The sequence below is a fragment of the Plantactinospora sonchi genome, assembly GCF_036422035.1.
Lineage (GTDB): Bacteria > Actinomycetota > Actinomycetes > Mycobacteriales > Micromonosporaceae > Plantactinospora > Plantactinospora sonchi.
The window spans coordinates 337,233-363,032 of sequence record NZ_JAZGQK010000016.1 but is presented as its reverse complement, the minus strand read 5'-3'; the positions used below and the strand labels follow the sequence as shown (position 1 = coordinate 363,032).

The 25,800-nt window shown below is 72.3% G+C and carries 22 protein-coding genes; 15 read left to right on the top strand and 7 right to left on the bottom strand.

Annotated elements, in window-relative coordinates; all coding sequences use genetic code 11:
* The first annotated feature begins 9 nt into the window (after positions 1–9).
* The 4 genes from V1633_RS20105 (at position 10) to V1633_RS20090 (ending at position 6,912) form a co-directional block, all read left to right on the top strand.
* On the top strand, positions 10–3,021 hold the full coding sequence (locus V1633_RS20105; protein WP_331215894.1) for a glycoside hydrolase family 3 C-terminal domain-containing protein: 3,012 nt from the start codon (positions 10–12) through the stop codon (positions 3,019–3,021).
* Between the two features lie 203 nt (positions 3,022–3,224).
* Positions 3,225–4,277 carry a LacI family DNA-binding transcriptional regulator gene (locus V1633_RS20100; protein WP_407952065.1) on the top strand — a complete coding sequence of 351 codons (1,053 nt, stop codon included), beginning with the start codon at positions 3,225–3,227 and terminating at the stop codon, positions 4,275–4,277.
* Between the two features lie 49 nt (positions 4,278–4,326).
* Positions 4,327–5,769, top strand: a complete 1,443-nt coding sequence (locus tag V1633_RS20095) for a pyridoxal-dependent decarboxylase (protein ID WP_331215892.1) — start codon at positions 4,327–4,329, stop codon at positions 5,767–5,769.
* A gap of 99 nt (positions 5,770–5,868) precedes the next feature.
* On the top strand, positions 5,869–6,912 hold the full coding sequence (locus tag V1633_RS20090) for a sodium:calcium antiporter (protein ID WP_331215891.1): 1,044 nt from the start codon (positions 5,869–5,871) through the stop codon (positions 6,910–6,912).
* Between the two features lie 59 nt (positions 6,913–6,971).
* Here V1633_RS20090 and V1633_RS20085 read toward each other — a convergent pair whose 3' ends face one another.
* Positions 6,972–7,871 (bottom strand): helix-turn-helix domain-containing protein, encoded by a 900-nt coding sequence (locus V1633_RS20085; RefSeq protein ID WP_331215890.1) that lies wholly within the window; start codon positions 7,869–7,871, stop codon positions 6,972–6,974.
* A 141-nt stretch (positions 7,872–8,012) separates the two neighbouring features.
* Here V1633_RS20085 and V1633_RS20080 point away from each other — a divergent pair, with 141 nt between their 5' ends.
* Positions 8,013–8,456, top strand: coding sequence for a hypothetical protein (locus tag V1633_RS20080; RefSeq protein ID WP_331215889.1), 444 nt, complete (start codon positions 8,013–8,015; stop codon positions 8,454–8,456).
* Positions 8,457–8,491: 35 nt separating this feature from the next.
* On the opposite strand, the gene V1633_RS20075 is transcribed toward V1633_RS20080, so the two are convergent.
* From V1633_RS20075 to pyk, 3 genes are read right to left on the bottom strand one after another with little or no spacing between them, the layout of a single operon-like run.
* Positions 8,492–9,100, bottom strand: coding sequence for an RrF2 family transcriptional regulator (locus tag V1633_RS20075; RefSeq protein ID WP_407952061.1), 609 nt, complete (start codon positions 9,098–9,100; stop codon positions 8,492–8,494).
* 43 nt (positions 9,101–9,143) lie between these two features.
* Entirely contained in the window at positions 9,144–10,013 is an 870-nt protein-coding gene (locus V1633_RS20070; RefSeq protein WP_331215920.1) for an acyl-CoA thioesterase, read from the bottom strand.
* A 20-nt stretch (positions 10,014–10,033) separates the two neighbouring features.
* The gene (pyk, locus tag V1633_RS20065; protein WP_331215888.1) at positions 10,034–11,485 is read right to left on the bottom strand and encodes a pyruvate kinase; all 1,452 of its coding nucleotides are present in this window, start codon (positions 11,483–11,485) and stop codon (positions 10,034–10,036) included.
* 391 nt (positions 11,486–11,876) lie between these two features.
* On the opposite strand from pyk, the gene V1633_RS20060 reads away from it, so the two are divergent.
* Positions 11,877–12,179, top strand: coding sequence for a hypothetical protein (locus tag V1633_RS20060; RefSeq protein ID WP_331215887.1), 303 nt, complete (start codon positions 11,877–11,879; stop codon positions 12,177–12,179).
* A 304-nt stretch (positions 12,180–12,483) separates the two neighbouring features.
* Positions 12,484–14,148 (top strand): amidase, encoded by a 1,665-nt coding sequence (locus tag V1633_RS20055; RefSeq protein ID WP_331215886.1) that lies wholly within the window; start codon positions 12,484–12,486, stop codon positions 14,146–14,148.
* 69 nt (positions 14,149–14,217) lie between these two features.
* Here V1633_RS20055 and V1633_RS20050 read toward each other — a convergent pair whose 3' ends face one another.
* Complete coding sequence (locus V1633_RS20050; RefSeq protein WP_331215885.1) at positions 14,218–15,066, bottom strand: alpha/beta fold hydrolase; 849 nt, start codon at positions 15,064–15,066, stop codon at positions 14,218–14,220.
* Positions 15,067–15,294: 228 nt separating this feature from the next.
* On the opposite strand from V1633_RS20050, the gene V1633_RS20045 reads away from it, so the two are divergent.
* From V1633_RS20045 to V1633_RS20025, 5 genes are all read left to right on the top strand, one after another.
* Entirely contained in the window at positions 15,295–18,024 is a 2,730-nt protein-coding gene (locus V1633_RS20045) for a glycoside hydrolase family 3 C-terminal domain-containing protein (RefSeq protein WP_331215884.1), read from the top strand.
* A 114-nt stretch (positions 18,025–18,138) separates the two neighbouring features.
* A complete protein-coding gene (locus V1633_RS20040) occupies positions 18,139–18,789 on the top strand; it encodes an SRPBCC family protein (RefSeq protein WP_331215883.1) in 651 nt (216 codons plus the stop codon).
* 489 nt (positions 18,790–19,278) lie between these two features.
* Positions 19,279–19,686, top strand: a complete 408-nt coding sequence (locus tag V1633_RS20035; RefSeq protein WP_331215882.1) for a hypothetical protein — start codon at positions 19,279–19,281, stop codon at positions 19,684–19,686.
* Positions 19,683–20,723, top strand: coding sequence for a hypothetical protein (locus tag V1633_RS20030; protein ID WP_331215881.1), 1,041 nt, complete (start codon positions 19,683–19,685; stop codon positions 20,721–20,723). The genes V1633_RS20035 and V1633_RS20030 overlap by 4 nt, the downstream gene beginning before the upstream one ends.
* 13 nt (positions 20,724–20,736) lie before the next feature.
* Positions 20,737–21,321, top strand: a complete 585-nt coding sequence (locus tag V1633_RS20025; protein WP_331215880.1) for a hypothetical protein — start codon at positions 20,737–20,739, stop codon at positions 21,319–21,321.
* Positions 21,322–21,382: 61 nt separating this feature from the next.
* Here the strand turns inward: V1633_RS20025 and V1633_RS20020 are convergent, their stop codons facing one another.
* Positions 21,383–22,021: an HD domain-containing protein gene (locus V1633_RS20020; RefSeq protein WP_331215879.1), complete on the bottom strand. Its 639-nt coding sequence runs from the start codon at positions 22,019–22,021 to the stop codon at positions 21,383–21,385.
* A gap of 280 nt (positions 22,022–22,301) precedes the next feature.
* Between V1633_RS20020 and V1633_RS20015 the strand changes: the two genes are divergently transcribed.
* Positions 22,302–23,273: a GlxA family transcriptional regulator gene (locus V1633_RS20015; protein WP_331215878.1), complete on the top strand. Its 972-nt coding sequence runs from the start codon at positions 22,302–22,304 to the stop codon at positions 23,271–23,273.
* Positions 23,274–23,426: 153 nt separating this feature from the next.
* Here the strand turns inward: V1633_RS20015 and V1633_RS20010 are convergent, their stop codons facing one another.
* The gene (locus V1633_RS20010; RefSeq protein WP_331215877.1) at positions 23,427–24,422 is read right to left on the bottom strand and encodes a MerR family transcriptional regulator; all 996 of its coding nucleotides are present in this window, start codon (positions 24,420–24,422) and stop codon (positions 23,427–23,429) included.
* 216 nt (positions 24,423–24,638) lie between these two features.
* Here V1633_RS20010 and V1633_RS20005 point away from each other — a divergent pair, with 216 nt between their 5' ends.
* Together V1633_RS20005 and V1633_RS20000 are read left to right on the top strand one after the other, a co-directional pair.
* Complete coding sequence (locus tag V1633_RS20005) at positions 24,639–24,998, top strand: alcohol dehydrogenase catalytic domain-containing protein (RefSeq protein WP_331215876.1); 360 nt, start codon at positions 24,639–24,641, stop codon at positions 24,996–24,998.
* The gene (locus tag V1633_RS20000; RefSeq protein ID WP_331215875.1) at positions 24,949–25,716 is read left to right on the top strand and encodes a zinc-binding dehydrogenase; all 768 of its coding nucleotides are present in this window, start codon (positions 24,949–24,951) and stop codon (positions 25,714–25,716) included. Before V1633_RS20005 ends, V1633_RS20000 begins: the two co-directional genes overlap by 50 nt.
* The last annotated feature ends 84 nt before the right edge of the window (positions 25,717–25,800 follow it).

The window sequence follows — 25,800 nt, the reverse complement described above, 5'->3', positions numbered from 1 at the left end:
GTGATCACCGTGAGCGAAAGGACACCCCACGACCCCGACCGGCCGCTCGACGAACGGGTCGACGACCTGCTGAGTCAGCTCACCCTCGGCGAGCGGGTCGCCCTGCTGCACCAGTACCAGGCGCCGGTCCCCCGGCTCGGGCTGGCCGCCTTCCGGACCGGCACGGAGGCGCTGCACGGGCTCGCCTGGCTCGGCCCGGCCACCGTCTTTCCGCAGGCGGTCGGGCTGGGCAGCACCTGGAACCCGGAGCTGCTCCGGGCCGTCGGCGCCGCCGTCGGCGACGAGGTGCGGGGCCTGCACGCCAAGGACCCGACCCGGGTCGGCCTCAACGTCTGGGCGCCGGTGGTCAACCCGCTGCGTGACCCGCGCTGGGGCCGCAACGAGGAGGGCTACGCCGAGGACCCCTGGCTGACCGGCGTGCTCGGCACGGCGTACGCCCAGGGGCTGCGCGGCGACCACCCGGTCTACCTGCGTACCGCCCCCACCCTCAAACACTTCCTCGGCTACAACAACGAGACCGACCGGTGCACCAGTTCCAGCAACCTGCCGCCCCGGGTGCTGCACGAGTACGAACTGCCGGCCTTCCGGGCCCCGCTGGCGGCGGGCGCGGCGGTCGCGGTGATGGCGTCGTACAACCTGGTGAACGGACGACCGGCGCACCTGAGTCCACTGATCAACACCGAGCTGCGCGGATGGACCGACAACGAGGTCATGGTGGTCGGTGACGCCGGCGCGGTCTCCAACATCGCCAGAGCACAGCACTTCCTCCCCGACCACCCGAGCGGATACGCGGCGGCGTTGCGCGCCGGGATCGACAGCTTCACCGAGGACGACAGCAACCCGGCGCCGACCGTGGAGCGGATCCACGAGGCGCTGCGTCGGGGACTGCTCGACGAGTCCGACGTGGAGACCGCCGTCCGGCGGCTGTTGACCATCCGGTTCCGACTCGGCGAGTTCGACCCGCCGGAGCGCAATCCGTACACGGCGGTCACCGCCGATGTGATCAACTGTCCGGCCCACCAGGAGCTGGCCCGGACCGCCGCCCGACAGTCCATCGTGCTGCTGCGCAACACCGCCGCCGTACCGGGCGAAGGGCCGCTGCTGCCGCTCGACCCCGGCCGGCTGCGCCGGGTGGCCGTACTCGGCCCGTTGGCGGACACCCTCTACGAGGACTGGTACAGCGGCACCCTGCCGTACGCGGTCACCGCCCGCGACGGGCTGGCCGCCCGGCTCGCCGACGCGGCGGTCACATACCACGCCGGCGCGGACCGGGTCGTGCTGCGTACCGCCGACGGACACGTCCGGGCCACGGACCACCCCGACGGCGGCCCGCTGCGTCTCGACACGGCACCGCCCCGGCCCCGACCGGTACCCGGTCCGCCAGCCACCGCACCCGGGGCGGCGCCGGCCCCCGCCGAGCAGATACCGGCGGACGCCCTGTTCGAGGTGTTCGACTGGGGTCAGGGGATCGTCGCGATCCGCGCGCTGGCCAACCAGCGGCACGTCGGCGCCGACGAGAGCGGCCTGCTGGTCAACGACCGGCCCGGACCCGGCGGTTGGGTGGTCCGGGAGACGTTCCGGATCGTCCCCCGGCCGGGCGGCGACACCGTGCTGCACCACCTGGCCGGCGACCGGTACGTCCGGGTCGCCCCGGACGGCGTGCTGCGGGCCGACGCGGTCGAGGCCGCCGACGGCACCGGGTTCACCGTCGAGCTGGTCGCCGACGGGGCGGCCGAGGCGGCCAGGCTGGCGGCGGGCGCCGACGTCGCCGTGGTGGTGCTCGGCAACCACCCGATGGTCTGCGGCCGGGAGACCGAGGACCGCGCCGACCTGGCCCTGCCGGCCGGACAGGAGACGCTGCTGCGGGCGGTACGGGCCGCGAACCCGCGCACCGCGCTGGTCGTCACGAGCAGCTACCCGTACGCGCTGACCTGGGCCGACGAGCACGTGCCGGCGATCTGCTGGTCGGCACACGGCGGTCAGGAGTACGGGCCCGCGCTGGCCGCCGTGCTCTGCGGGGACGCCGACCCGGGTGGCCGGTTGACCCAGACCTGGTACCGCGACGCGGCTGAGTTGCCCGACCTGTTCGACTACGACGTGATAGCCACCGACACCACCTACCTCTACCATCGGGGCACCCCGCTCTACCCGTTCGGCCACGGGCTGAGTTACGCCCAATTCGCCTACGCTGACCTGCGGCTGAGCGCGGACGAGGTGGACGCGGCCGGAGAGATCGAGGTCAGTGTGCGGGTGACCAACGTCGGCACGCGACCGGGCGACGAGGTGGTGCAGCTCTACACCCGGCAGCGCCGTTCCCGGGTCAAGCAGCCGCTGCGCCAACTGCGCGGCTTCGCCCGGGTGAGTCTCGCCGCGGGCGAACAGACCACCGTACGGCTTCCGCTGCGCGCCGCCGACCTGGCGCACTGGGACGTCACCCGGGGCCGGTACGTCGTCGAGGACGCCCGGCACACCGTCGCGGTCGGCCGGTCCAGCGCCGATCTCGTACTGACCGCGACGCTGACCGTGCACGGCGAACCGGTCCGGCCCCGGCAGCCGCTCACCGGCCCACTGCGCGCGGTCGACCACGACGAGTACGCCGGCACCGCGTCACTGCCGGACGGCCCGGACGGTGCCGCCGTCGTCGCCCGCGAGGCCGGCGGCTGGATCCGGTTCTCCGACGTCGACTTCGGCACCGGAGTGGACCGGGTGGCGGCCCGGGTCGGTGGCCGAAACCTGCCCGACGACGTCGAGCTTCTCCTCCGGCTCGACGATCCGGTCCAGGGGCCGATCGTCGGCACCATCCCCGTCCCGCCGAACGCCGGTGCCGGCGGCGACCACGACGCTGACGGCGGCGAGGGCGGACCGCCGGGCCGGGAGGTCGCCGGCACCTGGCACGCCGAGGTGACCGGAGTGCGGGACCTGTACCTGTTCTTCGCCGCCGCCGGCGTCACCGTGAGCTGGCTGACCTTCTCACGAGGACCGGACGGCGACCGGTCCGGGGCTGGCCCGGGAGGCGCCTAGTGTCCGAGTCGTCACACTCCACCTCCCGATCCGCGTCCGGACAGCCGGCCGGGGCACCACCGACCCGGAGCGGCCCGTCCGTGGCCCGGCGGTCGGCCGGCACACCGGTGGCCCGCCAGGCCGGCGGCGCGTCCGTACCCCGGCAGCCGGCCCGGGGTCCCGGGACCCGCCAGGGCGCCGGGCCGGCCGGCAAGCGGGCGGACATGGTGACCATCGCCGACGTGGCGCGGCACGCCGGGGTGGCGGTGAGCACCGTGTCGTACGTGCTCAGCGGCAAGCGGGCGATCTCGGCCTCGACCCGGGAGCGGGTCCTGTCCAGCGTCCGGGTCCTCGGCTACCACCCGAACGCCGGGGCGCGGGCGTTGGCCAGTCGCCGGGCCAACGTGATCGCGCTGGTGCTGCCGCTGCGCTCCGGGATGCACCTGCCGGTGCTGATGCAGTTCGCCACCGCCGTGGTGACCACGGCACGCCGCTTCGACCACGACGTACTGCTGATGACGGCGGACGAGGGGCCGACCGGTCTGCGCCGGATCGCGGCCAGCGCGATGGTGGACGGCATCGTGCTGATGGACGTGGAGATGCACGACGTCCGGGTGCCGCTGCTGCGTGACCTGGAACGCCCCAGCGTGCTGATCGGCTTCCCCGCCGAGCCGGCCGGGTTGACCTGCGTCGACCTGGACTTCTACCGGGCCGGTCAGGTCTGTGTCGAGCACCTGGCCGGCCTCGGTCACCGCCGGATCGCGCTGCTCGGCGCGCCGGCCGTGGTCTACGACCGGGACACCGGCTTCGCCCACCGGACCCGGGCCGGGTTCGTCGAGGCCGCCGCCCGGTACGGTGTCGAGGCGGTCGCCCAGCCGTGCGAGGAGAATTTCGAGGCGGTACACCGGGAGCTGGCCGGGCTGCTGGAACGGCACCCGGACCTCTCCGGCCTGGTGGTGCACAACGAGGCGGCGGTCGGTCAGGTGCTCGCCGCGCTGCCGCTGCTCGGTCGGCGCGTACCGACCGACGTCTCGGTGCTGGCGATCTGCCCGGACGAGGTCGCGGACCGGGCGAACCCGGCGCTGACCTCGGTGCTGATCCCGGCCGAGGAGGTCGGCCGGCAGGCGGTGACGCTGCTGATGCGCAAGCTGGCGGGCGAGCCGGTCCCGGACGCGACCCTGCTCGATCCCCGGCTCACCGTGCGGGCCAGCACCGCGCCACCACCGGCCGTGCTCGGCACCGGTCCGACGACGACCGGCGGGTCCGCCCGGGTCTGACCCTGGCCGGACCTTGATCCGGTCCCGAGCTTCCTGATCGACTCGGGTCATGACCCCCACCCACATGACGCCGGAGGAGTTCCGCCGGCACGGGCACGCCGTCGTCGACTGGATCGCCGACTACTGGGCGACGCTGGGCCAGCGTCCGGTGACGTCCGCGGACCCGCCGGGCACCGTCGCCGCCCGGCTTCCGGCCGGTCCGCCCGAGCTGGGCGAGGCGTTCGAGCGGATCCTGGCCGACCTGGACACCGTGCTCACCCCCGGCCTCACCCACTGGCAGCATCCCCGGTTCTTCGGGTACTTCCCGGCCAACACCTCCGGGCCGAGCGTGCTCGGCGACCTGGTCGGCGCCGGACTCGGGGTGCAGGGCATGCTCTGGGCCACCGGTCCGGCCTGCACCGAGGTCGAGACGGTCATGCTGGACTGGCTCGCCGAACTGCTCGACCTGCCCGCCCGGTTCCGCTCCACCGGCACCGGCGGCGGCGTGATCCAGGACTCGGCGTCCTCGGCGACCCTGGTGGCGGTACTCGCCGCGGTGCACCGGGCCAGCCGGGGGCGGTGGCGCGGCGAAGGGCTCGACCGCCGGTACCGGGTCTACACCTCCAGCCAGGGGCACTCGTCGATCGAGAAGGCGGCCCGGATCGCCGGCCTCGGCGACACGGGCATCCGGACCGTCGGGGTGGATCCCGACACGCTGGCGATGGACCCGGCGGCGCTGCGCGCCGCGCTCGAGGCCGACCTGGCCGCCGGGGTGGTCCCGGCGGCGGTGGTCGCGACCATCGGCACCACCTCCACCACCGCCGTCGACCCGCTGCCCGCGATCGGCGCGCTCTGCCGGGAGTACGGGGTCTGGCTGCACGTCGACGCCGCCTACGCCGGTGCGGCGGCGGTCTGCCCCGAACTGCGCTGGTCACACGCGGGGCTGGAACACGCCGACTCGTACTGCTTCGATCCGCACAAGTGGCTGCTGACCGGCTTCGACTGCGACGCGTTCTGGGTGGCTGACCGGGGTGAACTGGTCGAGGCGCTGACGGTGATGCCGGAGTTCCTGCGCAACGCGGCCACCGAGTCCGGGGCGGTGATCGACTACCGGGACTGGCAGGTGCCGCTGGGGCGGCGGTTCCGGGCCCTGAAGCTGTGGTTCGTGCTCCGCTGGTACGGCGTCGAGGGACTGCGTGCGCACATCCGTTCGGGCGTGGCACTGGCCGCCCGCTTCGCCGACCGGGTACGCGCCGACAACCGGTTCGAGGTGGTGGCCCCGCACCCGTTCTCGCTGGTCTGCTTCCGGCTGCGGGCCGACGACAGGACCAACGCCGAGTTGCTGCGCCGGGTCAACGCCGGAGGTCGGGCCTTTCTGACGCACACCCGGGTCCGCGACCGCTTCACGCTGCGGCTGGCGGTCGGCTCGCCGTACACCCGGGAGGAGGACCTGGCGGAGACCTGGCGGCTGATCACCGGGGCGGTGCCGGACGAGCCGGGCGGCCGGGCGTGACGCGGACGCCGGAAGGGCGTTGAACGGGCCCGGGACGACGCTCCGGACGTTCCGGGCCCGGCGGGAATCAAACGCCACATTCCGGGAAGGCCACGCCTCATGCCGGATTTCCTGCCGTCGGTGCCGTGGCCGCTCCTGCCGAGCGTCGCGGTGTTCCTCGTCGGCGGTGTGGTCACGATCATCGGCAGCATCCGGCTGGTCGCGCTCGGCGACACCCTAGCCGACCGGACCGGCTGGGGCGAGGCGGTCTTCGGGGTGGTCTTCTTCGGCGTGGCCACCGGGCTGTCCGGGATCGTGATGACCGCGGTCACCGCCTCGACCGGGCATCCGGAACTCGGCTACAGCAACGCTGTCGGCGGCATCGCCGCCCAGACCACCGCGGTCGCGGTCGCCGACGCGTTCTACCGCCGGGTCAACCTCGAACACGCCGCCGCGTCGCTGTCGAATCTGCTCTTCGGTTGCCTGCTGGTGGCGCTGCTGTCGCTGACCCTGCTCGGCAGCTTCACCCCGGACGTCACCGTGTGGGGTGTGCACCCCATCTCCGTCGTGCTCGTCGCGTGTTACCTGGGCGGGCTCCGGCTGATCCGTACCGCCGGCACCCGGCCGATGTGGAATCCGGTCGGGACCGCCGAGACCCGACCGGACGTACCGCAGCAGCACGGCGTGCTCGACCGGCAGGCCACCTCCGTGCTCTGGACCCGGTTCGCGCTGGTCGGGATCTTCGTCGCGGTCAGCGGCTGGGCCGTGTCGCTGGCCGCCGAGAGCGTCGTGGAGACCACCGGCCTGTCCACCGGGTTCACCGGCGGTGTGCTGCTCGGGATCGTCAACGGGCTGCCGGAGACGGTCACCGCGATCGCCGCGGTACGGCAGGGCGCGGTGACGCTCGCGGTGGCCGCGGTGCTCGGCGGCAACATCCTCGACGTGATCACCCTGGTCGTCGGCGACGTCGCCTACCGGCAGGGCTCGATCTACCACGCGGCCAGCAACGACGACCTGCTCATCACCACGGTCGGACTGTTCATGACCACCACGCTGCTCGGTGGCCTGCTCGTCCGGCAGGCGTGCGGCTGGGGCCGGCTCGGCTTCGAGGGAATCATCCTGGTCGGCAGCTACCTGGGGATGACGGTGCTGCTGGCACTCTGACCCGCAGCGGCCGGCCCCACCAACCGGCGGGGCCGGCCGCGACACCGTCAGCCCGGGCCTCAGGCCCGCAACGCGGCGATCAGCCACTCCCAGGCCGGAGCCACGGACGGGAACGGCGGCCAGCCGTTGAGCACCCCCAGCAGCTGCCAGTACCGCTCGACCCGCTGGTCGGTGAAGGTCGCCAACTGGTCGGCGAGCCGCAACCGCTCCTCGGCCGACATCCCCGGTTCGACGATCCGGTCCCGGACCGCCGTGCCCTGCGCCGAGTCGGGGGCGACGCCGTCGCGCAGCGCGGCACCGGCGTGCTCACCGACCCGGGCCGGATCGATCGTGGGTTGTCCGTCGGCCGACGCGCCCGCCACCGCCATCTGCCGGACCCGCCGCTGGAAGTCGGCGTCGCCGACCAGCTCGGCGAGTTCCAGCCAGGCGTCCACCTGCTCCGGAGTCGGCTCGGCCGGCAACTCGGCCGGCATCTGCCGCATCGCCTGAGCGAGCCCGGCGCCGGGTGCCTGCGGGTCGATCCCCTCGAAGGTGCGGTCGACGAACTCGTCGATCATCCGCTGCCGCTCCTGTGCGGAGAGCCGGGCCAGCCTGTTCATGAGTCTCATCTCCTCGGTTGTGCTGTTCCGCGCGGCGATCGACCGCAGCACGGCCCGACGCAGCTGCAACGTCCGGATCTCGGTGTCCAGGGCCCGGGCGTGCGCCCGGGCCACGTCGGCCACCGAACTCTGCCGGGCCAGGATCCGTCGTACGGTGTCCAGGTCCAGCCCGAGTTCGCGCAGCGTCCGAACGAGGTCGAGACGGGCCACCGCCTCGGCGTCGTAGAGCCGGTAGCCGCCCGTCGACCGGCCGGTCGGCGGGATGACGTTGATGTCCGACCAGAACCGGATGGTCCGGACCGGCAGGCCGGTGCGTCGGGCGAGCTGTCCGATGGTGAACAGCTCGGTGCGGTCGTTCACGGAACGAGGATCAACCTTCCAGCCGCTGGAGACTCAAGCCCAATTCTGCGGGACCGGCGGTACGCTCCGGTCCGGGAGCACGGTCCGTTCCCCACCCGACCGCCCACCGATCCGTTTCCGTGCGTACGGAAGAGGTGTCGCATGCGCAGACCGCTCGTCGCCCGGACCGCCGCCGTACTGGGCGCGCTCGGCGCCGTCTCGGCGTGGTCGGTGCTGCCCTGGGCGCAGTACGGCAGCTTCGCCATCGAACTGGACCGTTTTCCCGGCTGGTTCTGGTACGTCGGCACGACAATCGTGCTCAACCTGTTCTCGGGCTGGGTCGTCACCGGCCGTCCCGGCAGCAGACCGACAGTGCTGGTGGCCGGGTACGCGCTCACCGCCGCCACGATCGTGGCCGCCGTCGTGGTGGCCGCGGCCTACCGGGACGGGACCGCGCTGTTCGGCCCGATCGTGCCGGCCGTCGTGCCACGGCTCGGCGTCGGGGCGGTGGTCGCGGTCCTGGCGGCGCTGGCCAACGCCGTGGCGTTCACCGTCGCGGCGCCGAACGCCAGCACCGTCGCCCCGGCTGCCCGGCAGCGGGTCTAGGACGCACCTCGCGGATCCACCGGCGGGCCCGGGCGTCAGGTCCAGGCGCTGGGGTCGGCGGCGAGTTCGCGGACCCGGTCCGGCAGCTTGCCGCCCGCCACGTCGGCGATGGTGACCAGTTCGAGGATCTCCCGCTCGCTGGCCCGCAACGCGATCCAGACCTCCTGGAGGGACCGCGCCGCACCCTGGTAGCCGAGATCCTCCGGACGCTGCCCGCGAATGTTGGCCAGCGGCCCGTCGATCACCCGGATGACCTCGGCGAGGGAGATCTCCGTCGCCGTGCGGGCCAGCCAGTAGCCGCCCTCCGGGCCGCGCTGGGCGTGCACGATGCCGCCCCGGCGCAGCTGCAGCAGGATGCTCTCCAGGAACTTGGGCGGAATCTCCTGTGCCCGGGCGATCTGCTCCGCGGTCACCGGGCTGGGCCGGCCAGCCGTCCCCACGCCCCGTCCGGATCCGCCGGCCTGGGCCGGGCGACCGGCCGAGGAGCGCCCGGCGGTCGCGGCCCGCCCCCCGTTGCCGGAATCCGGTCCAGCGCCGGCAGCGGAACCGGATCGCGGTTCCGGACCGAATCCGCTCGCCTCGGCGTGTGCGGCGAGTTCGGCGACGGCGCGTAGGGCGTAGTCGACCCTGGCGGAGAGACGCATGTCGGACAGGTTAGCCGGCCGGCCGGCGCGCTCCGCCGCAGGCTCAGGCGCCGACCCGGCGCAGCAGCCCCTCCTGGACGGCGCTGGCGATCTGCCGGCCGTCGACGGTGAACATCCGCCCGGTGGCGAGCCCCCGCCCGCCGGAGGCCGACGGGCTCCAGCAGTCGTAGAGGAACCACTCGTCGGCCCGGAACGGCCGGTGGAACCAGAGCGCGTGGTCGAGGCTGGCACCGACCACCCCGCCAGGACCCCAGACCTCGCCGTGCACCGAGAGCACCGAGTCGAGCAGCGTCATGTCGGAGGCGAAGGTGAGCGCGCAGGCGTGCAGCAGCGGATCGTCGGGCAGTTTGCCGTCGATCCGCATCCAGACCCGCTGGTGCGGGTCGGCCGGCCGGTCACCGGGGCGGACCCAGCCGGGCTCGCCGACGTACCGGACGTCGATCGGGCGCGGGATGGTGGCCCAGATGCCGAGCCGCTCCGGGTACCGGGCGAGCCGGTCGGCCATGGTCGGCACCGCCTCCGGCGGCGGTACGTCGAGCGGCGCCGGCGCGTGGTGGTCGAGGCCCTCCTCCGCGCGGTGGAAGGAGGCGGACATGAAGAAGATCGGCTTGCCGTGCTGGTAGGCCACCGAACGGCGAACCGAGAACGACCGACCGTCCCGGATGTTCTCCACCTGGTACTCGATCGGCTCGGCCGGGTCGCCCGGCCGGACGAAGTAGCCGTGCAGGGAGTGCACGAACCGGCTCGGCTCGACCGTCCGGCCGGCGGCGACCAGCGCCTGCCCGGCGACCTGGCCGCCGTACACCCGCTGGGGTCCGACCGGCGGGCTGAGCCCCAGGAAGGTCGTCTCGGTGAGCTGGCGCAGGTCGAGCAGGCCGAGGAGCTGGTCGACCGCCGTCTGGCCGGCGACCAGCTCCCCGGGGCCGCCCGGGGTCACCGCAGTGCCTGGGCCGCCGTCGCCGCGTCGACCAGCGAACCGAGCTGGTGTACCCGCAACGTGTTGGTGGAGCCGGGGGTGCCGACCGGGCTGCCGGCGACGATCACCACGAGGTCGCCCGGGTTGGCCCGGTTGAGCCCGAGCATGGCCTGGTCGACCTGGCGGAACATGTCGTCGGTGTGCTCGACGAACGGCATCAGGAAGGTCTCCACGCCCCAGGAGAGGGCGAGCAGGTCGCGCACCTCCGGCACCGGGGTGAAGGCGAGCAGCGGCAGGTCGCAGTGCAGCCGGGAGAGCCGCCGGACGGTGTCGCCGGTCTGGGTGAACGCCACCATGGCCTTGGCGCCGATCGCCTTGGCGATCTGGGAGGCGGCGACGGTCAGCGCACCACCGTGGGTACGCGGGTCGTGCTGGAGCCGGGGCACCGCGATCGAGCCGGCCTCGGTGGTGGTGACGATCCGGCCCATCGTGCTGACGGTGAGGATCGGGTACTTTCCGACGCTGGTCTCGCCGGAGAGCATCACCGCGTCGGCGCCGTCCAGGACGGCGTTCGCGACGTCGGAGGCCTCGGCGCGGGTCGGCCGGGAGTTCTCGATCATCGAGTCGAGCATCTGGGTGGCGACGATGACCGGCTTGGCGTTCTCCCGGCAGAGCTGCACGGCGCGCTTCTGCACCAACGGGACCTGGTCCAGCGGCAGTTCGACGCCGAGGTCGCCACGAGCCACCATGATGCCGTCGAAGGCGTTGACGATCGCCTCCAGGTGGGTCACCGCCTCGGGCTTCTCCACCTTCGCCATCACCGGTCGGTGGATGCCGACCTCCTGCATGATGTTGTGCGCGAGCTTGATGTCCTCGGGCGAGCGGACGAAGGACATGGCGACCATGTCGACGCCGAGCCGGAGCGCGAAGCGCAGGTCCTCGGTGTCCTTCTCCGACATCGCCGGCACGCTGACGGCGACGTTCGGCAGCGAGACGCCCTTGTTGTTGGAGACCGGACCACCCTCGGTGACCAGCACCCGGATGTCGCTGCCCTCCACCTCGATGACCTCGACGGCGACCCGGCCGTCGTCGATCAGCAGCCGGTCACCCGGCTTCACCTCGAACGGCAGCTTCTCGTAGGTGCAGGAGACCCGCTCGCGGGTGCCGAGGATGTCCTCACCGGTGATCACCACCGAGTCGCCGGTCCGCCACTCGTGCGGGCCGTCCGCGAAGCGGCCCAGTCGGATCTTGGGGCCCTGCAGGTCGCCGAGGATCGCCACGGCCCGCCCGGTGGTCCGGGCGGCCTCGCGGACCAGGTTGAACACCTTCTCGTGGTCGGCCTGGCTGCCGTGGCTGAAGTTGAGCCTGGCTACGTCCATGCCCGCCTCGACCAGCCCGCGGATGCGCTCCGGGGAGGAGGTCGCGGGGCCCAGGGTACAAACGATCTTTGCGCGGCGTGTCACGGCCATCAGGCTAGTCTCTCTCTCGGATCGGCCCGCCAGACCCAACGGATGCGGGAACAGTTGCGCAACGTCACGCGGCTGGCAGGTGACCGGCGGGTGCGTCACACCGGGACGTCGGGTGGCGGGCATCAGCGACCGCGCGGCGCCGAGCCTACTCCCGCCGCGCCCGGCACGTTCCCCGGGCCGACGGTGGTCCGGAGCCGCACGCGGGGGTCCCGGCGTCCGAGAAGCCAGTGTACGCCGACGCCGCACGCTTCACCGCCACGTGATCTTGCTGTTACCGGCCCGAGACAGTCCACCCCGACAGTTGGTCCACATCGATGATCAAGACCGGATTGACCTGGTCATGTGATCAACGCCGGCACATCCCGCACCCGAACGCCGCGAGGAGCACGCCATGGCACCAACGCCACCTACCGACGCCGAACTGGACGTGTTGATCCGGGCCCGGCTCGCCAGCCTCGGCATCGACCTCGACCAACTGCCGCCCGGCACCGCCACCGACCCGGAGACCGGCTCACCGGGGCGGGACTCAGTCCTCGCCTCGCTGCGCTCCTTCGTCCGGGGCACCGTCGGCACGCTCGCCGCGTACCAGTTGCCGGCTCCGCCCGGTACCGATCCGGAGACCGCGAAGGCACTGTCCCAGCAGCCCGCACCGATGCTCTACCCCTCGATCAGCACCGAATGGCGGACGGCATGACCGAGCGCAGCGAGGTCATCAGCCAACCCAGCCATCAAGGTCATGACGACAACGAGCGCAGCGAGGAGGCGGCATGACCGAGCGCAGCGAGGTCATCAGCCAACCCAGCCATCAAGGTCATGACGACAACGAGCGCAGCGAGGAGGCGGCATGACCGAGCGCAGCGAGGTCATCAGCCAACCCAGCCATCAAGGTCATGACGACAACGAGCGCAGCGAGGAGGCGGCATGACCGAGCGCAGCGAGGTCATCAGCCAACCCAGCCATCAAGGTCATGACGACAACGAGCGCAGCGAGGTGGCGGCATGACCGGAATTGAACCTCTGGACCGAACCGTCGATCGTCGGGCGTTCCTGGCCCGGACCGCCGCGCTGGCCGGTGCCGCCACCGTCGGGGGCGCGCTGACCCTGCCGTCGGCCGCATCGGCGACGCCGGGCGGCTCGACGAACGGGTCCGGACACGGCAGCGGCGCCGGGCTGGACCGACCGGAGGCGTACGTCCGCCCCCGGCCGGAGGCGTTGGCGGACCCGACCGAGCTGACCATCGCCGAGGCGGCGTGGCTGATCCGGGCCGGCCGACTCCGCCCGGAGGAGCTGGTCGAGGCGTACCTCGACCGGATCGGCGCGTACGAGTCGACGTACCAGGCCTTCAACGTCGTACTCGCCGACGCCGCGCTCGCCGCGGCCCGGTCCGCGGCCCGACGTACCCGCTCCGGCCCGCTGCACGGCATCCCGCTGGCGATCAAGGACAACTACTGGACGGCGGGGGTGCCGACGACCGCCAACTCCTACCTGTTCCGGGACTTCGTCCCGCCGTACGACGCGACGGCGGTGGCCCGGCTCAGGACGGCCGGCGCGATCGTGCTGGGCAAGACCCAGATGGGGCCACTGGCCACCACCCGGGCCACCACGCCGGACGGGGTGATCACCACGGTGAACGCCTGGACGCCCACCAATCCCGGCACCGACCCGGGCGGCTCCTCCACCGGCACCGCCACCGCGGTCGCCGGCCGGCTCGCCACCGCCGGCACCGGCACCCAGACCGGCGGCTCGATCACCGCGCCGTCGAACGCGCAGAACCTGACCGGGCTGAAGCCGACCATGGGCCGGGTCTCGTTGCACGGCATCATCCCGCTCAGCTACACCCGGGACCATCCGGGACCGCTGGCCCGGGACGCCAAGGACGCCGCGATCATGCTGACCGCGATGGCCGGCCCGGATCCGGCCGACCCGCGCAGCCAGGGCCTGCCGGCGGTACCCCGGCTGATCGAGGCAGCCACCCCGGTGTACGCCGGCAAGCGCGTCAAGCTGCGCTGGAAGACCCGGATCGGGGTGCTGCCCGGGTACGCCGACGGTAGTTCGGCGAGCGCGCTGGCCCGGCGGGCGTTCCTCGCCGAGCTGGCGGCGATGCCGAACGCGACCCTGGTCGAGGTACCGCTGCCCGAGGACTGGGACCTGCTCGGCGGCAACACCTTCAACAACATCCGGCTGCCGGAACGGACCGAGCCGTTCCTGCCGTACCTCCGGACCGACCTGCGCGGGTTCGGGGTCTCGGTGACCAGCTGGCTGCAGGGCGCGCTGCTCGGCGGACCGGAGTTCATCACCGGGCAGCGGGCCAAGCTGCTCTTCCTGGAGCGGGTCCTCGACCAGCTCTTCGACGCCTGCGACGTGGTGGTGCAGACCGGCCCGGTGCCGTTCGACATCCTCGGGCTGCCCGAGATCGGCTTCCCGATCGGGTTCACCACCGCCGGGGTGCCGATCGGGACGATCCTCGGCGGCCTGCCGTACGGCGAGGACCGGTTGTTGTCGGTGGTGGGGGCGTACCAGGCGGTGACCGACTGGCACCGGCGCCGGCCGGCCGACCCGCCGGCAGCGGGTGCCCGGGCCGCGCGGGGCACGATGCGGGCGGCGGAACCCGACCGGTCCCGGGGCCGGCTCACCGCCGACCAGGTCGCCGAACTCACCGAGTAGCGACGTCGGCGCTCCGGCTGGCGGTGACGCGAGCATCCGTCACCGCCAGCCGGCTGCCTGACACCCCCGTCAGCCGAGTCCCCCGACGATCTCCGCCAACTCGCGCGGCCTGGACAGGAAGGGCGCGTGCGCGGAGTCCAGCGTCACGACGGAGGTCGGATTCTCCGGAAAGGCGGCGTCGGCTTCCGCGATGAGGACCCGCTGGAGTGCCGGACGGATCGCCATGTCACGGGTACAGACGACGTACGTGCGGGGCACGGAGCCCCAGCCGCCGCGGGTCAGCCGGGTGGTGTCGCGCATCATGCCGACCGGGGCGTCCGGCGTCAGCAGGCCCAGCGCGGCGTCGGCGACGACCGGGGCGAGGTCGGCGTAGAAGGCGTCGCGGAGTTGCTGACGGTACGCGGGATCGTTCGAGGCGAGGTCGAGCCGCAACGCCCCGGTCACCTCGGGGTCGCCACGCAGGGCGGACAGGACCAGCGCGTCCGCGTTCTCCGGCCGCGCGAAGTACCGGTCGGCCGGGCTGTCCGAGGCGGGCATGATCGCGGCGAGGTACACGGCGTGCGCCATCAGTTCGGGAACCCGCTGCGCCGCCCGGGTGAGGACGACACCGCCCATGCTGTGGGCCACCACGGTGACCCCACCGCCCCGGCCGAGCAGTCTGATCTGGGAGACCAGCAGATCGGCCGCCTGGTCGAGGTGCACATCCGCCACCGGGGACACCTCGGTGGCCAGTTCCTCCGGGTCGAACGGGCGGACGCTCAGACACTCGGGCCGCCGGGCGCGCAACCCGTGCCCGGCCATGTCCACCGCCAGGGCCGGGCGGCCGTACGCCACGAGGTGGGCGATCACCTCGGTCCAGCACCAGGCACCGTGCCAGGATCCGTGCAGCAACAGGATCGGGGTCGAACCGGGAGACATGCCGCTCCTTCCGACGGGTCGGTGTGGTGTCACGCCCCTTCGCGCCGTCGGGTGGGTCGGGCCTCAGGCTGGACCGGCCGGCTCGATCACGACCTCGATGGCGCCTGACGCCCGGCCGGCGACGACCCGGAACGCGGATTCCACCGTCGCGTACGATACCTTGACGCACATCGATATCCGTCCTACGTTCGCCCGGGGTGCACCGGGCCGGCGGAGGGGGATGGCGGGATGCGAGCGCGTTCCTGGACGGCGACGGTGGTGGCCGTCGTACTGGTCAGCGGCAGCGGGTGTGCGACGGAGCCGGCGGCGGCGCCACCCACCGGGACCAGCGGCGACGATGGGGCCATCTACCTGGACCGGTCGTACTCTCCGGAGGAACGCGCGGTCGACCTGGTCTCCCGGATGACCCTGGAGGAGAAGGCCGCGCAGATGATCAGCAGCCAGTCGGTGGCGCTGCCCCGACTCGGCATCGAGGCGTACGGCTGGTGGAACGAGGCGGCGCACGGGGTGGCCCGGGAGGGCACGCTGCACAACGCCAACCCGCCCATCCTGATCAACACCACGTCGTACCCGGTCGACCTCTCCCTCGGCGCCACCTGGAACCCCGACCTGGTCTACCGGGAGGCGACACTCATCTCGGACGAGGCCCGGGAGGTGGTCCGGGACAACCGCCTCGACCTGAACTTCTACTCCCCCACCATCAACCTCGCCCGTGATCCGCGTTGGGGACGCAACGACGAGGCGTTCAGCGAGGATCCGTTGCTCACCGCCGCGTTGGCCGCGCAGTTCGTGAACGGGATGGAGGGCAAGGACCGGACCGGTCGACTGCTGCCGGAGGGCGGCGGCTACCTGAAGACCAGCACCACGCTCAAGCACTACGCGGCGAACAACAGTGAGTTCGACCGGCTGACCGGCACCGCCGACATGGACGACCGGACCCTGCGTGAGTACTACACCGCCCAGTTCCGGGAGGTGGTCGCCCGCAGTTCGCCGGCCTCCATCATGACCTCCTACAACCGGGTCAACGGGTGGCCGACCACGGCCAGCGGCTACCTGATGACCGAGCTGGCCCGGCAGACCTTCGGCTTCGCCGGCTTCTTCACCTCCGACTGCGACTCCATCCGGGAGATCCAGCACGGCCACCACTGGCAGCCGCCGGGCCATCCCGCTCCGCTGGACCACGTCGAGCGGCACGCGTACGCGAACTCGGCCGGCCTGGACCTGAACTGCCAGCAGGGCTACCACGACCAGTGGAGCTACGCGAACACCATCCCGACCGCGATCGAGCGTGGCATCACCACCCCGACCGGCCGCTACACCGAGGACGACGTCGACAACGCCGTGGTACGGCTGCTGACCACCCGGTTCCGGCTGGGCGAGTTCGACCGGGCCGAGGACGTGCCGTGGCTGGCCGCGGCCCGCTCCCGGGTGCCCCGGGGCAGTTGGACGAACTCGGACGCCAACCGTGCGGTCACCCAGACCCGGCAGCGGCTGGCGCTGGCCCGGGAGGTCGCCGCCGAGAGCATCGTGCTGCTGAGAAACGGGGCGGCGCGGGCCGGCCGGCACGGGAACCCCGGCAAGGGGCCGGTGTTGCCGCTGCGGGTGCCGGCGTCCGGGGCGTACCGGGTGGCGGTGGTCGGGCACTACGCCAACCCGCCCAGCATGTACCTCGGCGGCTACTCCAGCATCCAGCAGAGCGCCGGACAGGCGAACGAGGTCAACGGATTCCAGGGCATCCGGGCGGCGGTCCAGGCGGTCAACCGGAACGCGGTCGTCGACTTCCTGCCCGGGGTCACCCCCGGCACGCTCGCCGAGGTCGACCCGGCGTCGGTCGAGGCGGCCGCCGGCTACGACGCGGTGATCGTCTACGCCGGCACGGACGACCGGCACGCCCGGGAGGACGTGGACCGGGCCTCGCTGGCCCTGCCGGGCGCGCAGACGGAGCTGATCCGGCAGGTGGCGGCCCGGAACCCGAACACGATCGTCTACCTGGAGACCGCCGGGCAGGTCGACGTCGAGGGGTTCGCGGCCGAGGTGCCGGCGATCCTGTGGAGTTCGTACAACGGGCAGCGCAAGGGCGAGGCGCTCGCCGACGTCCTGCTCGGCGCCCGCAACCCGGGCGGTCGACTGCCGTTCACCTGGTACCGGGACGTGGGCCAGCTGCCGGCGATCGACGACTACCGGATCCGGGCCGCCGCCGACGGCTCCCACCCCGGGCGGACGTACATGTACTTCGACGGCGAGGTGTCGTACCCGTTCGGCCACGGCCTCGACTACACCCGCTTCGACTACTCCCGGCTGCGGGTCGACCGGCGGCAGGTCGACGCCGACGGCACGCTGAAGGTCAGCGTCGACGTCACCAACACCGGCCGGCGGCGGGGTGCCGAGGTGGTCCAGCTCTACGTGGGTACGCCGTCGGCACCGGCCGCGTCGGAGCGGCCCGCCAAGCGGCTGCGCGGCTTCGAGAAGGTGTCGCTGCGCCCCGGGCAGACCCGACGGGTCAACTTCACCGTCGAGGTCCCCGACCTCGCCTTCTTCGACGACCGGCTCGGCCGGTACGTGGTCGACATGGGGACGTACACGATCCAGGTCGGCGGCTCCAGCGCGGAGGCCGACCCGGGTCAGCGGGCCCGGGTGACGGTCCGGGGCAGCCTGCGTCCGACGTTGTCGGTGGTCACCGTCGACGCGCCGGTGCTGCTGGGCCCGGACGCGGTGGTGGCGCCCGAGCTGACCGTCGCGTTGAGCGACGACCGCCGGTACGGCCACCGGGTCGAGGGCGCGAGCACCCCGTTGCCGGCCGGGGCCGTCGTCCGCTACCGCAGCAACCGTCCCCAGGTGGTGAGTGTGGACCCGGCCGGGGTGATCCGTACCCGGGCGACCGGCATCGCCACCGTCACCGCGAGCGTCACCTACCAGGGCGTCACCCGGTCGACCGACTTTGTGGTCGGGGTGCGCTGAGGCACGTCGACCTCACTACGGGCGAATATAAGCGCCCCCTGATATGCTGCCGACCGGCGGTGGGACCCGGTGTCTCGCCGCGAGCCGGTGACCAGGCAGAACAGGAGCGCACGGGTGGACATCGTCGACGAGATCAATACGATTCACCGGGTGGTCGGCCGGGCCGACACGGCAGCCGGCGAGGCCCGGACGGTGCTGCTACGCCGCAACTACGACGCACCGGTCGAGGACATCTGGGACGCGGTGACCAGTCCCGAACGACTTCCGCGCTGGTTCCTGCCGGTCAGCGGCGACTTCCGGCTCGGTGGCCGGTACCAGATCGAGGGCAATGCGGGCGGCGAGATCGTCCGCTGCGAACCGCCCCGGCTGCTCCGGCTGACCTGGGTGTACGGCGAGCCTGTCGAGGGCGGCTACAGCGAGGTCGAGGTACGGCTCTCGCCCGGTCAGGGCGACACCACCACCTTCGAACTGGAACACGTGGCGGTCGTCGACCCCGAGTTCTGGGACCGGTACGGGGCGGGCGCGACCGGCGTCGGCTGGGACCTCGCCCTGCTCGGCCTCGGCCTCCACCTCGGCGGCGGCGGCATCGAGGATCCCCGCGCGTGGGAGCAGTCCGCGGAGGCCCGCGAATTCATGACGTTGAGCAGCAACGCCTGGGGCGCGGCGGCGGTGGCGGGCGGCGAGTCTCCGGACGAGGTGGCGGCCATGGTCGCCAACACCACGGCCTTCTACGCCCCGGACAGGCCCGCCGGCCCGGGAGCCTGACCACGGCTCGGCTGACTCCACGGCAACGCCGGGTCGTTCGGGAACACTCGTTTCCCAGCAGACGCGGCCCCGGGATCTCGGTGAAAACCTGCCGATCCCGGGCCGTCACCACGATCTTCTGTGCCTCCTCGACGTCGAGCAGGCACGGCGGGGCCTCGACGGAGAGCGCGGCGAAGGTCTCCCGGATGGCGGGAGACGACAGGAACAGCTGGCTCCGCGCGGTGATCGCCGGCGTGAAGTGGAACGCCCAGTGTCCCGGCAGGAGCGACGAGGCGTCGAAGACGGACAGGTAGACATAGCCCACCGCGACCCGGGTCGAACCGTCCGGCCGGCACAGTGCGCTCCGATCTTGTCCGCACCGGATAAGCGCGTCGGAACATTGCCACCATGCCACCCGGAAGCGGTGCGTCCGTCGAATGTGTCATCCGTTGAACAACAAGTCGACAGCCGACTTGCATTCACTTTCGTCGACCTGTAAACATGCCCGGCATGTACGGGGTGGAAAATGATCTAGAAGAGTGGGAACGACGCCAACTGACCCGATTCGCCGAGGCCCGCAATGCGCTCGCGCAGTGGCAGGCGAGACTCAATGACAAGATCGAGGAAATCGAGGCCCGGGAGGCCGCGAAACCTGTTCCGGGCCGCGATGACGTACCCGAGGGCGCGCCGCCGGCCTACCATCGGGTGCAGGAAAAGATCGACCGCGGCGAACTGGACTGGTCGGTCGTCCTCACCGGAGAGACCGAGGACGACGACGCCCGCAAGGTGCACCTGTGGCTGGAACCGAGGCTGCGGCAGGTACGCGAGGTGTTCGCGCTGGCCGCCGATGGGCTGCCGGTCGACGAGGCGATCGCCCGCGCCGAGCCCGACCTGACCCGACGGGACGGTCAACGATGACGGTGCTTGTCGAAACCGGCTACCTGCGCGGCTACGCGGCGCAGATCGAGGGCAACCAGGACGGCGCCCTCGCCACGATGGAGCGGTACTGCGCCGAGCACTGCACCCGTACCGACGGATTGGACGGGCTGCTCCTGGGCACCCGGAACGCGGTGGGGATCCAGGCGTGGTCGTACGCGGGCATCTTCCAGGGGGCCCGGCGGGAACTCCTCCGGACCGCCGTCGACCTACGGTTCGCGGCCGGCAGTTACGACCGTTCCGACATCGCCTCGGCGGAGCGGATCTGGGTCAGTGGACGGGCGGGCCAGCAGGCAGGCGCGCACCGTGAGCGGGATGTCAGCACCGTCGGATCCGGCTTCTCCCTCGGCGCGAGCGTCAACCTCGCCGTGCCGCGCCAGCGCAACGAGACCGAGGACGTACGTCAGTCGATCGACGACCTGCTGTACGGCGTCAGCGGCCTGATCGAGCGGTTCACCGGGTACGACCTGCTGGCGAAGGTGACACCGTTCCTGCTCGGTGACTGGGGCACCATCCGGTCGATCGCCGACGCGTACGGCGAACTGGAGGGCGGTTTCAAGGCGGTCAGCCAGGATCTCGCCGACGGCATGGACGTCCTGTCGAGTCACTGGGACAGCGGTAACGGAGGTGCGTCCGCGGCCTTCGACCACCACATTCGCAACCGGTGGATTCCGGCTCTGGACGCGGCGGCCCGGATGGCGAACGCCTCGGAACAGAACTTCCAACTGCTGGCGCAGATGTACGAGTACGCGCTCACCGCGCTGCTGACCGTGGTCAACTTCTACTGCCTGCGCATCAGGCGGGCGTTGCAGGCACTGCGCACCGTCACGTCGTTCCGGGAATACCTGCTCGAACTCTATGAACTGGTCAGGGAACTGTACGGCCTGATCACCGATCTGGCCGACGTGGTCGTCGAGCAGACCCTGATGTTCAAGGAAGGCGTCGAACAGGTACTCGCCATCGGCCGGCAGCTCGTCGACTTCATCCAGAACGACTTCGAAGTCTTCCGACCAGCGTGAGGGGGAACGGGTGATGGAGGTCATCGGATCCGACGGCCGCGAGTGGAAGGTCTTCCGCCGACGGGTGGCGTGGCGCCCGCACGGCCTGGACCGGCTGGTCCGTCTGGAGAGCTTCGCCCGACCCGGGTTCGGCGATCCGGTCACGAGCTTCCTCCGGATGCTCGTGGTGCTGCTGGCGCTACCGCTAATGCTGTTCGTTCTGGTCGACTCGGTGGTGATGCTGCTGGTCACACCGTTCGCCCTGCTGGCCCGGCGCAGCGGCAGCCGCCCCTGGCCGGTTGTCGCCCGCAGTTGGAAGCTGCCCGAATACCGGGGCAGCGCCGACAGCCGCGCCGCCGCCGACCACCTGGTGCTGCGGGTGCGGGAGGAGATCATCCACTACGGCGAGCCGAGGTCGCTCACCCCGCCACCCGGCCGGGAGGTGGATCTCTCCACCGAGCCGGAGAACAACCTCCCCGGTTGGGCCCGCGCCTCCCAGGAGACGCTCGGACGCCTGATCGATCCCCAACGTCCGCTGCCGTCCCAACCCGCCGGTCCACCACCGACACAGCCGACCTACCCACCGCCCCCGCACGACCAGCAGTACGGCGGCCGTTGACGGCCGGGGCACGGTCCCGTCCTCCGGTGACCGTCACCGGAGGACGGGCCGCCGAGCGGGGTCACTCCGGCCAGTCGCTGCCCAGAATGATCTTCACGAAGTCGTCCCGGACGAAGGTCGGGTCGAAGTGGGCGAGCACGTCCGCGTTGACGTTGCCGAACGTGGTCCCCGGCCGGTGGCGGTTGCCCTGGTCGAAGGCGGCCAGGATCTGCCGCTTGAACTGGGGACGCGGATGAGCGGCGGTGACCTCGGCGATCCGCGCCGGGTCGAGGTCGCGGTAACCGATGCCCAGCACGTCGGTCTCCACCCCCGCCGTGACCAGGGCGATCTCGGGTTCGAGGAACTCCGGCACGCCCGGTGTGGTGTGCAGCGCGACGGCCAGCCAGACGGTGTGGGCCTCCGCCGCGGACCGGCCGTGGTCGAGCAGGAACCGTCGGGCGGCCTGCGCCCCGTCGACCTCGAACCGGAGGTCTGTGCTGCCGTACTCCGCGGTCAGACCGAGATCGTGGAACATCGCGCCGACGTACAGCAGTTCGAGGTCGGGGCTCAGCCCACGGCGCTCGCCCTGCAGCGCGCCGAACAGGAACACCCGGCGGCTGTGGTGGAACAACAGGTCATCGGTGGCCGCCCGGACCAGTTCGGTGGTGGCGGCCACGAGCGGGGTGTCCGGGATGGTGATCCCGGCGATGGTCTCGGCCATGTGCGGCTGTCCTTTCCTGCGGAGTTTCCGCTGGTCCTGGTGTTCGCCACCGATGCTGCCGGGCTAGACTCGGCCGGGCCATGTCCAGCCGGACGGCCATCCCACAGATCCGGACATGCCCCCCGGACCCGGACCCGGACACGGGCTCGGACCCGGACACGGGCTCGGACCCGGACACGGGCTCGGACCCGGACACGGGCTCGGACCCGGACAGGGGCTCGGATCGGGAGGGCCACGGGTGAGGGAATCGGGTGTCGATCGGGAGGGAGCAGCGGGTCGGATGGGTGAACGGCGCTCGCACCGGGTCGGCGTGCTCGTCTTCGACGGGGTGCAACTGCTCGACGTCTCCGGGCCGGTCGACGTCTTCACCGGCGCCACCCAACGGGGTGCCGACTACACGGTGACCCTGCTCGGCTGGCGATCGGAGTCGGTGCGTACCTCGTCCGGGGTCCGGCTGGCCGCCGACCTCACCGTCGCCGAGGCCACCCCGGTGGACACGCTGGTCCTGACCGGGGCCGACGACCTGACCGCGCTGCCCGCCGCCGACGACGTCCGCGCTCGACTGGGCGCGGTGGTCGGGCCGGCGACCCGACTCGCCGCGGTCTGCACCGGCGCCTTCGTGCTGGCCCGGACCGGCTGGCTGACCGGGCACCCGGCGACCACCCACTGGCGGCACACGGACCGGCTGCGGGCCGAGTTCCCCGAGATCGAGGTACGGCCGGACGCCATCCACGTCCGCAGTGGCCGCTTCGCCACCAGTGCCGGGGTCACCGCCGGTATCGACCTCGCGCTCGCCCTGGTCGAGGAGGATCACGGCCCCGACCTGGCCCGCGAGGTGGCCCGGGAACTTGTGGTGTTCATGCAGCGACCCGGCGGGCAGTCGCAGTTCTCCGTCCGGCAGGACCTGCCACCGAGCCGTGACCAGCGGCTGCGCCGGGTCGTGGACCGGGTCGCCGCCGACCCGGCCGGGGCGTACCCGATCGAGGAGATGGCGCGCGACGCGACAGTGACCCCGCGTCACCTGCGCCGGCTCTTCCAACAGGAGTTCGGGCTCACCCCGGCGCGCTACCTGGAGCTGGCCCGGGTCGAGGCGGCCCGGGTGCTGCTGGAACGGGGCGGCACGGTGACCGAGGCGGCCCGGCACAGTGGTTTCGGCAGCGACGAGACGCTACGACGGGTCTTCACCGCGTCGTACGGCATCCCGCCGTCGGTCTACCAGCGCCGCTTCCGGACCACCGCCGCCGGCCGGTGACGCCCGCGCGCTGACCGGCGTCCCGACGGTTCGGACCGGCAGCACGGGTGACGACCCCTGATATCCCCGCCCGCGCGGATCCGGCTGACACCCCTCCTGCTGGGGGCTCAACTCGCGGCGCCGGCGGTCACCCGCCCCGGCCCAGATACGCCGTCATCCGTCCCGACGACCTGCGGTCGCTGCAGACCGGACGGGTGGGTGGGTCCGCAGCCAGTCGAGCACCTCGACGGCGTGCCGGTCGGGGGCGGGCACCGGCGCGAAGACGTGCTCGACCCGGCCGTCGGCGGCGATCAGGGTCACCCGTCCGTAGAGCGTCAGTCCGCCGACCTCGAAGGTCGGCAGCCGCAGCGCGTCGCGGACCGCGAAATCGGGATCGGCCAGCATGGCGAACGGCAGCCGCAGCCGGGCGATGAGTTCCCGCTGGTAGTGCCGGGGCTGTGAGGAGAGGCCGTAGACCCGGGCGGCACCGGCGGAGCGCAGCTCCTCGTGGTGGTCACGGAATCCGCACGCCTCGGCGGTGCAGCCCCGCGCCCCGGGGATGGTGTCGTAGCCCTCCGGCAGGTCCACCCCCGGCCGGCCGGTGAGTGGGTAGACGTACAGAACGGTCCGGCCGGGACCGAGGGCGGCCAGGTCGACGGTCGTACCGTCGGTAGCCGCCAGCGTGACGGCCGGTAGTCGTACGCCGGCCAGCCGGCCGATCTCGGCGTCGCCGCCGACCCGCGACGGCGGATCGCACCGGACCGTGGGGCCGGCGGAACCCCGTTCGGTGACCGTGAACGGGGCGCTGCGCGGGATCAGCCGGTCGGCTGCCTGGGCCAGGTGGGCGGCGAGCGCGTCACGCCGTCGGGTCAGTTGCGTGATCCGCTCGGAGAGCTGGTCGATCGCGTGCCGGTACGCGACCAGCGACGCCGGGCACTCGTCCCCCGACCCGTGCCCGCTGGCCAGGCACTCCACGAACGGCCGGGTCTCCTCGACCGACAGTCCCAGTCCGGTCAGCTCCCGGATCTCCCGCGCCTGGCGGACCGCCACCGGGTCGTAGTCCCGGTAGCCGTTCGGTGACCGGGTCGGCACGACCAGCCCGACCCGCTCGTAGTACCGCAACGCCCGGACCGTGACCCCGGCCCGGCGTGCCACCTCTCCCGCTCGCATGTACCGACGGTAAACCTGTACCCGGGGGTTCGGGTCAAGCGTCGATTTGGGTCGGGGCAGGTGCCGGGTCGGACCTCCCGGTGGCCGCGTACCTGCGGCACACCGACGAATCCTGGGTGTCGCGATCGCGGGGCGGCTGCCGGTCACCGCTCGCCCAGCACCTGGCCTGATCGACAACAACCCACACTGACGGAACCTGGAAGACGAGGTAGCGCCATGCGCGCCGTACTGCTCGAAGAATTCGGTGGCCCGCTGACCGTGGCCGAGGTCAGGAAGCCCGTCCCCGGCCCCGGTGAGGTGCTGGTGGGGGTGGCGGCGAGCGGGGTCAACCCGCTGGACACCAAGATCCGGGCGGGGAAGGCCACGCACGCCCGGAGCCGACCGCCGGCCGTACTCGGTATGGATCTCGCCGGCGTCGTGGTGAAGGTCGGCCCGCAGGTCAGCGGCTTCCGCCCAGGCGACCGGGTGTACGGGCTCACCGGCGGCGTCGGCGACCTGCAGGGGCTCGCTCGCCGAGTAGGCGGCCGTGGACGCCCGACTGCTCGCCCACGTACCCGGGTCACTGACCCTGCGTGAGGCGGCGGCGCTGCCGCTGGCCGTCATCACCAGTTGGGAGGCGCTGGTGGACCGGGCGCGGGTCGACGTCGGCCAGCGGGTGCTGGTGCACGGCGGCGCCGGCGGTGTCGGGCAGGCCGGCGTCCAGCTCGCCCGGGCCCGGGGCGCCGAGGTCTTCGCCACCGGGTCGGCCCGGAGCCTGGAGACGATCAGGCGGCTCGGGGCGACACCGATCGACTACACCAGCACCCCGGTTGAGCGGTACGTCGACGAGCACACCGACGGCGAGGGCTTCGACGTCGTCTTCGACACCGTCGGCGGCGCCACCCTCGACCTCTCCTTCGCCGCGGTCCGGACCTACACCGGTCACGTGGTCAGCGCGCTGGGCTGGGGAACCCACAGCCTCGCCCCGCTGTCGTTCCGGGGCGCCAGCTATTCCGGGGTGTTCACCCTGTTGCCGATGCTGACCGGTGTCGGTCGGGAGCACCACGGCGAGATCCTGCGCGAGGTGGGCGCACTGGCCGACAACGGTCAGCTGCGCCCCCTGCTCGATCCCGGACGGTTCACCCTCGACACCGTCGCGGACGCACACACGATGGTGGAGCAGGGTGCGGCGACCGGCAAGGTCGTCGTCGACGTCGGGGAGCCTGTCGACCCGACATCGGCGGAAGGCGGCCGAGGTGCTGCTCGACGGCCTGATGATCAGCCTGGAGCAGGCCACCGACCAGCGGTGATGTGACCAAGATCTGAAATGGGGCACACCTTGGCCAGTGGCCGACGGCCGGCGGTAGCTTGCCGGGAGCGGCCCGGAAGTCGCCGGCCG

Coding starts and splice junctions, on each gene's coding strand:
- V1633_RS20100 (WP_407952065.1), top strand. CDS start 3,225: ATGGTGACCATCGCCGACGTGGCGCGGCACGCCGGGGTGGCGGTGAGC.
- V1633_RS20095 (WP_331215892.1), top strand. CDS start 4,327: ATGACCCCCACCCACATGACGCCGGAGGAGTTCCGCCGGCACGGGCAC.
- V1633_RS20090 (WP_331215891.1), top strand. CDS start 5,869: ATGCCGGATTTCCTGCCGTCGGTGCCGTGGCCGCTCCTGCCGAGCGTC.
- V1633_RS20080 (WP_331215889.1), top strand. CDS start 8,013: ATGCGCAGACCGCTCGTCGCCCGGACCGCCGCCGTACTGGGCGCGCTC.
- V1633_RS20075 (WP_407952061.1), bottom strand. CDS start 9,100: ATGCGTCTCTCCGCCAGGGTCGACTACGCCCTACGCGCCGTCGCCGAA.
- pyk (WP_331215888.1), bottom strand. CDS start 11,485: ATGGCCGTGACACGCCGCGCAAAGATCGTTTGTACCCTGGGCCCCGCG.
- V1633_RS20060 (WP_331215887.1), top strand. CDS start 11,877: ATGGCACCAACGCCACCTACCGACGCCGAACTGGACGTGTTGATCCGG.
- V1633_RS20055 (WP_331215886.1), top strand. CDS start 12,484: ATGACCGGAATTGAACCTCTGGACCGAACCGTCGATCGTCGGGCGTTC.
- V1633_RS20050 (WP_331215885.1), bottom strand. CDS start 15,066: ATGTCTCCCGGTTCGACCCCGATCCTGTTGCTGCACGGATCCTGGCAC.
- V1633_RS20045 (WP_331215884.1), top strand. CDS start 15,295: ATGCGAGCGCGTTCCTGGACGGCGACGGTGGTGGCCGTCGTACTGGTC.
- V1633_RS20035 (WP_331215882.1), top strand. CDS start 19,279: ATGTACGGGGTGGAAAATGATCTAGAAGAGTGGGAACGACGCCAACTG.
- V1633_RS20030 (WP_331215881.1), top strand. CDS start 19,683: ATGACGGTGCTTGTCGAAACCGGCTACCTGCGCGGCTACGCGGCGCAG.
- V1633_RS20025 (WP_331215880.1), top strand. CDS start 20,737: ATGGAGGTCATCGGATCCGACGGCCGCGAGTGGAAGGTCTTCCGCCGA.
- V1633_RS20020 (WP_331215879.1), bottom strand. CDS start 22,021: ATGGCCGAGACCATCGCCGGGATCACCATCCCGGACACCCCGCTCGTG.
- V1633_RS20015 (WP_331215878.1), top strand. CDS start 22,302: ATGGGTGAACGGCGCTCGCACCGGGTCGGCGTGCTCGTCTTCGACGGG.
- V1633_RS20010 (WP_331215877.1), bottom strand. CDS start 24,422: ATGCGAGCGGGAGAGGTGGCACGCCGGGCCGGGGTCACGGTCCGGGCG.
- V1633_RS20005 (WP_331215876.1), top strand. CDS start 24,639: ATGCGCGCCGTACTGCTCGAAGAATTCGGTGGCCCGCTGACCGTGGCC.